The organism is Candidatus Desulfolinea nitratireducens (genome assembly GCF_982879505.1).
Map to the genome: position 1 here is coordinate 1 of NZ_CEYOSI010000169.1, position 7,832 is coordinate 7,832.

Genomic DNA, 7,832 nt, shown 5'->3' on the forward strand with positions numbered 1-7,832 from the left:
GAACTCAATTTGGGTTGGTCTTTTTCATCTACCCCAAATTATTGAGATGATACCGGAAAAGTATATAAACGCTTCACGCCAAAATCCGGACCTTCCGGAAGTTTACGTGAGCGTGATCTCCCTCCTGTAATTGCGCCACAAAGCCAGGTATCCACGGCTTTTAGATAAAAATAATCCCGCACTAACCCTCGGCGTTTTTTGTTCAATCGATAAGAGGCTTCAATAATCCAACCTGAATTATTTTTTTCAATACAAGCAGCCCAAAACGCCCCTGTAATTTGACAGGCATCTTTTAAAGCAGTTTCGATGAAGACTGAATTTGCCATTTCTTCTTTCGGTTTGGGTAAGATAGTAGTCACTACTATTATACAACAGAGAAGAAACATTCCGATGATAAAATTGTCCCATGAAATCCATAACCATAATTGGCGGAGGTCTGGCAGGATGTGAGGCTGCCTGGCAGGCAGCCCAGCTTGGCCTCCACGTAAAACTGTATGAAATGCGCCCTCAAAAAAAGACAGGCGCCCATCAAAGTGGCGACCTTGCTGAATTGGTATGCTCAAATTCGCTTGGTTCAAATCTCCCGGACCGTGCGTCCGGATTGTTAAAAAACGAGCTTCGGCAGATGGGATCCATGCTCCTAAATTGCGCCGAAGAAAACGCTGTTCCGGCTGGGGGGGCATTGGCTGTTGATCGGGAAGGATTTGCACAGGCTGTTACGGAAAAAATAAATGCTCATCCAAATATTGAGCTCATCCGCAAAGAGATCACCGATATACCTACAGAACCAACAATCATTGCCTCTGGACCGCTCACTTCAGAAAAACTCTCAAATGCAATTTCTGCGATCACTGGAGAAAACAGCCTCTATTTTTTTGATGCCATCGCGCCAATCGTTCATTACGAAAGCATCAATATGAATATTGCGTTCCGAGCCTCGAGATATGATCGCGGTGAAGAAAGCCAGGGCGACTATATCAACTGCCCCTTTACGAAGGATGAATACGATTTTTTTCTAGAGGCCCTCCTAAATGCCGAGCGGATCAAACTTCTTTCCTTCGAATTAGAAATAAAAGAAGGTGTAAAAGCGGGAGCACATCATTACTTTGAAGGCTGTCTTCCTGCCGAAATAATTGCCGAACGGGGTCCAAAATCTCTTGCATTTGGCCCTCTCCGGCCAGTTGGCCTGACAGATCCACGCACAGGCAGACGTCCTTATGCTGTTCTACAACTTCGCCAGGATAATCTGGCAGGCGATCTCTATAATCTGGTTGGATTTCAAACGAATCTGAAATTCCCCGATCAACGCCGCGTTTTCCGAATGATACCAGGGCTAGAAAATGTTGAATTTGCCCGCTATGGGCAAATGCATCGGAATACATTTATCGCCTCCCCTCAGCTTTTACGGCCAACTCTTCAATTTTGCCATCGCGACGATCTTTTTTTTGCCGGGCAAATTACTGGCGTTGAGGGGTATATCGGCAATGTTGCCACGGGTTTGCTGGCAGGGCAAAACATCTCCCGTCTGCTATCCGCAATTCCCCCTCTCCACCTCCCGCAAACGACAATGCTGGGGGCATTATGCCATTACATCACACATGCGGCCGCCAAAGATTTTCAGCCGATGAAGGCCAATTTTGGTATCCTGCCACCGCTGGAGCAAGGCAGCAAGAAAAGAAATAAGCGCGAAAGAGCTGGAGCCTATGCAGATCGTGCTTTAGGCGATTTGAAAAAATATCTGGATGAAAAATAGTACATATTAATGGTTATGCGCAGATCAAACAGTTTATGATGAAGAGGCGGCCTTGGTTTTTCTTGTTATTATCGATTTCTTTTATGGTCGTTGGCGCTTATCTTCTCTGGACAGAATTACCGCTCCGCACCCGACCTGAACTTGCCCCCGCCAAATTTGACGGAGAGCGTGCCTACCAGGATATCATCCGCCAAACAGAGCTTGGCCCGCGTACTCCTGACTCTGAAGCACATGCCCAGGTCCGCATCTGGATGAGGACTGAGCTTGAAGAGGCTGGCTGGGACGTTGAGGTTCATAATTTTGAGAGTCTCGGCCATCAGGGATACAATCTGATTGCCTCACGGGGGACCTCCTCTCCGCAAATCATTTTTGGGGCTCATTATGATAGTCGCATCCACGCCGATCAGGACCTCGATCCTCACAAACGCGGGCAAGCCGTTTTAGGCGCGAACGATGGCGCATCGGGAGTGGCAGCCCTCCTTGAGCTGGCGCGCAACATCCCCCAAGATTCCCTCCCCATCTGGCTGGTCTTTTTTGATCTTGAAGATAATGGCAATCTCCCTGGATGGGATTGGATACTAGGCTCAAGAGCATTTCTTCAAGAATACGCGCCCAATCCGGATGCGGTCATCATCCTCGATATGATCGGGGACGCAGATTTGAATATTTATCTTGAACGGAATTCGACCCCGAAGATCCGCGAAGAAATTTGGTCACAGGCCTCAATGCAGGGATTTGAGGCATATTTTATTGCCAATGAAAAATACAGTATCCTTGACGACCATACACCATTTCTTGAGGCTGGGATCCCTGCGGTGGATATAATCGATTTTGATTATCCGTATTGGCATACAACAGAAGATACACTCGATAAAGTTTCCGCTGATAGCCTGCAAATTGTTGGCGACACCATTCTGTCCTGGCTTGAGTGGAAAAACAAGGAATGATCAATTGGTAAGTCATCTACAGTGGTCAAAAATGGAATCATCGCTTAGACTATAAGTCAATGAATATTCAAACCCTTCTTGAAACAATACAAGATGCCTGGGTACATCGTGTCACCCACGATCTGGCGCGCGGCGCTGGCGTACGAGAAAATGTTAAAAAAGAGCTCTCCCGTTTTTTCAATCTCCTCGAGCAAGCCGTTCTGACAGGCGATCCCTCGTGGATAGACCCTGTACTTTTTGATTGGTCGAGAACTCCAACAGAAAGCGATCTTGCCGATGGACAATACAGCCTTTCAACCATGGTTTCAAGGGCAAATGCAATCACCTTTGAGGTGGCAAAAGAAAGGCTTTCGCCAGAAGAGTCTCTCGAATTACTCAGCCTAACCTCCGCAATTTTCTCTTATGCGCTTTCCAAAGCAGCTCAATACGAATTTGACACACGCATTTCACATGCCACCAACGAACTTAGATCTGCTCAGGAAAAGATGGAAAAACTTGACCGCAGCAAGTCAAATTTTATTTCGGTCGCGGCCCATGAGCTAAAAACACCCCTTACTTTGATCGAAGGATATTCGGGAATGATGAAAGACATTCTTGCTGTGGACAATAAAAACACAGTGCAACTTCTCGAGGGTATCCAGAATGGTGTCACTCGCCTGCATGAGATCGTGGACGATATGATTGACGTCTCGCTGATCGACAACAGTCTGCTCTTGCTTAATTTTCAACCACTTTGGCTTGGGCAAATCCTTGGCTTATTGCAAGGCGAATTACAATATATTTGCGACACTCGCAAGTTAAACCTGGAAATCGCTTCCTTTAAAGGAAGCGAACAGCAAATCTTCGCTGATCCGGAGCGAATCTATCAAGCCCTGCGCAACGTACTTACCAACGCCATCAAGTTCACGCCTGATGGGGGAAAAATTACTATTGATGGACGAAAAATGCCGGGTTTTCTTGAGATTACAGTTACAGATACAGGGATTGGTATCTCGCTCGAAGATCAGATGGGAATCTTTGATAAATTCAGCCAACTCGGCGAAACATCAAAACACTCCAGCAGCAAAACCAATTTCAAGGGTGGCGGACCCGGTTTGGGGCTTCCGATTGCCCGCGGAATCATTGAAGCACATGGAGGGAATATCTGGGTCGAATCAGAGGGTTGCGATGAAATAATATGCCCGGGCGCCACTTTTCATATTTTGCTGCCTGACCGCAGCGAGGCGACTGACCCCAATGTTGCAAGACTCTTTAACGGTGAAACTCACCCAACCACAAATGATCTATCTCCCCAGGACGAGGTATAAATACTTAAATGGCAAATAAAACCAGTCAACCAACCACCTCCCCTCGAGAACGTGCCTTTTTGATGGGCGTTGAAATCTATGGCCAAGAAGGCTTACTGCCTCTTGCTGATTCTCTCCAAGAGTTGGCATTATTAGCAGAAACCGCCGGCCTGGAAGTAGTTGGTGAACTTACCCAACAACTTAACCGTCCCCATGCCAAAACCTTCATCGGCTCAGGGAAAGTTAACGAACTCAAGGCTTTTGTTGAAGAAACCCTTGCTCAGGTAGTCGTATTTGATGATGAGCTTTCTCCGCGCCATCAGCGAGAATTGGAAGTATTACTGGGCAAAGACGTTCGTTTGCTCGACCGCACATCTCTGATTCTTGATATCTTCGCCCAACATGCCAAAACCAGCGATGGGATGCTCCAGGTCGAGCTGGCGCAATATGAATATTACCTCCCTCGCTTGACGCGGGCTTGGACCCACCTCGCCCGTCAAGCAGGTGGCGGTGGCGGACGTTCAGGTGCTGTTGGTGGGGTCGGCTTGCGCGGCCCTGGCGAAACACAACTCGAAGTAGATCGCCGCTCGATCAGCAAACGCATATCGCATATCAAGAAGGAGCTTGAAAGAGTTCGCGCCCACCGCCTGCGACATCGTGATAGAAGAAAAAAATCGCTAATACCGACCGTCGCCCTTGTTGGCTATACGAACGCTGGAAAATCAACAGTGCTCAATCAATTGGCTAAAGCAGATGTATATGTTGCCGACCAGCTTTTTGCCACCCTTGACCCGACCACGCGTCGCGTGGAGCTACCGGGCGGCTATAAGTCCCTCTTCACCGACACGGTCGGTTTCATCCAAAAGCTGCCAACCACATTGATCGCAGCGTTTCGCGCCACTCTGGAAGAGATTGCCGAGGCTGATCTACTGTTGCATGTTGTTGACATCTCTCATCCTAATGCTCTAAACCACTTTGAAGCAGTAGAGGAAACTTTGGTTGATATTGACGCGGGTCATATCCCTGTAATAACAGCCTTGAACAAAATTGACCTGCTAAACGATCCAGAAAAGGCGCAACTTGCAGTGGAGCATTATCCGCGGGCTATCGCAATCTCAGCTTTGGAGAATACGGGTCTGAAAGAGCTAAAAGCCCTTTTACAAAAAAGCCTTTACGAGACATATACGCCGATTTTGGTACGCCTGCCTTACCAGGAAGGAAATCTTATATCCATCTTCCATGAGGCCGGAAAGATCGAGAGGATCGAGCATGAACGTGGAGGCGTAATGATCCAGGGACGCTTGCCTGGCCGCCTGATCGCTCAATTTGACGGGTGGGAGATCCTTTCAGAAGATATCAACTCGAAAGATGAGGTAGCATGAAAAAAATTCTCTCCGCATTTTTAGATTGGCTATCCGGGTTTCTTGCCCCTCGAAAAGGGCTGATCCCTCTGATCGGGATGGGCTTGATCTTCCTAAACCTGCTAATTCAGTTCATATTCCCCAATGGTTGGCTCGCCACCACAAATCTATTTTTACATTTCGGTTTATTGGCCGCAATTTTTGGCCTGATGCTCGCCTGGGCCCTCTAAATCCCTCTCAAATCAGGAGTATAAATGGCAATCTCTGCACCCCCTCGCTGGGATCTCTCAACTATCTATCCCGGTCTTGATTCCCCCAAGTTTGAAAAATCGCTAAAAGAATTGTCCGCACAACTTGGTGATTTGGAAAAATTCTTCACTGAAAAAATATCGGCTGCCAATCCAGATACGCCTATAGCCGAGCTTGCAAAATTAGCCGATGGGCTCATCACCCGCTTTAACGAAAGCAGTCAGTTGGCGGAGGTTATAGGTTCCTATATTTACTCATTTATTTCAACCGACTCTTTCAATCAGCTTGCAAAAAAAATACTCTCTCAATTTGAACAAACCGAAGTTCGCCTCCAAATGTTGGATGTTCAGGCAAAACAATGGATCGGCTCTATAGCGGATTTGCTCCCTGAGCTCATCAAAGCATCAAAACAGGCTCAAAAGCATAGCTTTTTCCTGCAAGAGACAGCCGAACAGAGCCATTATTTGATGAGCGAGACAGAAGAAGCCCTTGCAGCAGAACTGAGCCTGAGTGGCGCAAGTAGTTGGAGTAAATTGCAGGGAACCGTCACCTCGCAAATGAAGATCGAGTTTGAGTTGGATGGAGAAATACAGGAACTTTCCTCCCCGGCTCTGATCAACCTGCATTCTCACCCGGATGAAGATGTGCGCCGCCGTGCCTATCAGGCTGAAATGAAAGCCTGGGAAGCCGTAAAAGAACCACTGGCGGCATCACTGAACGGAATCAAGGGTGCTGTAAATACGCTCAACAGACGGCGAGGCAGAGAAGATGCCATCCACTCATCGATTGATGCAGCCCGGATTGACCGTCAAACGCTAAACGCCATGATGGAAGCCATGAAAGACTCATTCCCAATGTTCCGCCGCTACTACTCTGCGAAGGCAAAACGACTCGGCAAGGACAAGTTGCCCTGGTGGGATATCTACGCTCCGGTCGGAATATCTGAGAAAACATATTCTTTTCAGGAAGCCAGTGAGTTCATTCTGGAGCAGTTTGGCGAGTTTTCACCCACATTAAAAAATCTCGCGCAGCGCGCATTTAGCGAAAACTGGATTGATGCCGAGCAGCGGGTTGGAAAACGCGGCGGGGCATTTTGCATGGGAATCTCAGCCGTAAAAGAATCACGTATCCTGAGTAACTTTGACGGAACTTTTGACCAACTCTCCACGATTGCGCACGAATTGGGTCATGCCTTCCACAACGAATGTATATTCAGTGCAGATAAAACTCCCTTGCAAAGCGCAACACCAATGACGCTCGCGGAAACAGCCTCGATCATGTGCGAAACAATTGTTGCCAACGCAGCCATCGAAAAGGCCAATGATCCAGATCAGGAATTAGCGATCATCGAAACCTCCCTGATGGGGGCCAGCGCAGTGATCGTTGATATTTATTCCCGTTATCTTTTCGAAAAAGAGGTCTTTGAGCGGCGTGCAGATGCTGAACTCTCAGCCGAAGATTTCTGCGAGATCATGGAGAACGCCCAAAAGGCGACCTATGGCGATGCGCTGGATGAACGGTATCTGCATAAATATATGTGGACCTGGAAACCGCATTATTATTCAGCAGGGCTTTCATTTTATAACTATCCTTACGCTTTTGGATTGCTTTTTGCGACGGGACTCTACGCGATCTACCAGCAGCGGGGCGACGAATTCGTCCCGGACTATATCAACTTGCTGGCCAGCACTGGCGAAGGGCGCGCAGCCGAGTTGGCAGACCGCTTTGGAATCAATATCCGTGAGAAAAAATTCTGGGAAGATAGCCTGAAGATAATCGAGAAGCAGGTCAATAGATATTGCGAACTTTAACTAAAAATGGGTCGGCAAAAAAGCTGACCCATTTTTTATAAGACTTACACATTCTTAAAATCCCAGTCTCAATTTTCTGCATTGGTGTAATGAAGACCAGGGGCAACGCAGAGCATTGCTGCCAGAAATTAGGTATTTTACGTAAGTCTTATTCATTAAGTTTATTTACCACGCTGCCTTTACTCACATTCGAATTTCCCTGCTTCAGGATCAGATGAGAGCACCCAAATGCGATCAAATTCCTGAGTATAGAGCTTTGCAATTTCTGCATTATCCACAATTAAAACATTTTCATCGTTACTTTCGTTCGCATTATCTGAAAAGTTCAGCGATCCTGTGATAACGATCCTGTTGTCCACAACTATTACTTTATGATGCAGGAAACTGGGGTTTTCGTCTCTTCGTGCTGCCATCCCTGCGCAATA

8 protein-coding genes are annotated in these 7,832 nt (G+C 47.3%); 6 read left to right on the top strand and 2 right to left on the bottom strand.

Going from position 1 to position 7,832, the window contains the following annotated elements; translation table 11 throughout:
- Nucleotides 1-38: 38 nt before the first annotated feature.
- Complete coding sequence (locus AC3DOM_RS13340; RefSeq protein ID WP_487919541.1) at nt 39-326, bottom strand: hypothetical protein; 288 nt, start codon at nt 324-326, stop codon at nt 39-41.
- 80 nt (nt 327-406) lie between these two features.
- Between AC3DOM_RS13340 and trmFO the strand changes: the two genes are divergently transcribed.
- The 6 genes from trmFO (at nt 407) to AC3DOM_RS13370 (ending at nt 7,407) form a co-directional block, all read left to right on the top strand.
- Entirely contained in the window at nt 407-1,753 is a 1,347-nt protein-coding gene (gene trmFO / locus AC3DOM_RS13345; protein ID WP_487919542.1) for a methylenetetrahydrofolate--tRNA-(uracil(54)-C(5))-methyltransferase (FADH(2)-oxidizing) TrmFO, read from the top strand.
- Nucleotides 1,754-1,836: 83 nt separating this feature from the next.
- Nucleotides 1,837-2,700 (top strand): M28 family peptidase, encoded by an 864-nt coding sequence (locus AC3DOM_RS13350; RefSeq protein WP_487919543.1) that lies wholly within the window; start codon nt 1,837-1,839, stop codon nt 2,698-2,700.
- Nucleotides 2,701-2,759: 59 nt separating this feature from the next.
- A complete protein-coding gene (locus AC3DOM_RS13355) occupies nt 2,760-4,007 on the top strand; it encodes a sensor histidine kinase (RefSeq protein WP_487919544.1) in 1,248 nt (415 codons plus the stop codon).
- Nucleotides 4,008-4,015: 8 nt separating this feature from the next.
- Entirely contained in the window at nt 4,016-5,368 is a 1,353-nt protein-coding gene (hflX, locus tag AC3DOM_RS13360; protein ID WP_487919545.1) for a GTPase HflX, read from the top strand.
- Nucleotides 5,365-5,577, top strand: coding sequence for a hypothetical protein (locus AC3DOM_RS13365; RefSeq protein WP_487919546.1), 213 nt, complete (start codon nt 5,365-5,367; stop codon nt 5,575-5,577). Before hflX ends, AC3DOM_RS13365 begins: the two co-directional genes overlap by 4 nt.
- A gap of 24 nt (nt 5,578-5,601) precedes the next feature.
- Nucleotides 5,602-7,407: a M3 family oligoendopeptidase gene (locus AC3DOM_RS13370; RefSeq protein ID WP_487919547.1), complete on the top strand. Its 1,806-nt coding sequence runs from the start codon at nt 5,602-5,604 to the stop codon at nt 7,405-7,407.
- A gap of 179 nt (nt 7,408-7,586) precedes the next feature.
- Here the strand turns inward: AC3DOM_RS13370 and AC3DOM_RS13375 are convergent.
- On the bottom strand, nt 7,587-7,832 hold a 246-nt coding region (locus AC3DOM_RS13375), incomplete at its 5' end, for a phospholipase D-like domain-containing protein (RefSeq protein WP_487919548.1).

Bases quoted from the DNA above. Each gene is read 5' to 3' on its own strand.
- trmFO (WP_487919542.1), top strand. From the start codon at position 407: ATGAAATCCATAACCATAATTGGCGGAGGTCTGGCAGGATGTGAGGCT.
- AC3DOM_RS13350 (WP_487919543.1), top strand. From the start codon at position 1,837: ATGGTCGTTGGCGCTTATCTTCTCTGGACAGAATTACCGCTCCGCACC.
- AC3DOM_RS13365 (WP_487919546.1), top strand. From the start codon at position 5,365: ATGAAAAAAATTCTCTCCGCATTTTTAGATTGGCTATCCGGGTTTCTT.
- AC3DOM_RS13340 (WP_487919541.1), bottom strand. From the start codon at position 326: ATGGCAAATTCAGTCTTCATCGAAACTGCTTTAAAAGATGCCTGTCAA.
- hflX (WP_487919545.1), top strand. From the start codon at position 4,016: ATGGCAAATAAAACCAGTCAACCAACCACCTCCCCTCGAGAACGTGCC.
- AC3DOM_RS13370 (WP_487919547.1), top strand. From the start codon at position 5,602: ATGGCAATCTCTGCACCCCCTCGCTGGGATCTCTCAACTATCTATCCC.
- AC3DOM_RS13355 (WP_487919544.1), top strand. From the start codon at position 2,760: ATGAATATTCAAACCCTTCTTGAAACAATACAAGATGCCTGGGTACAT.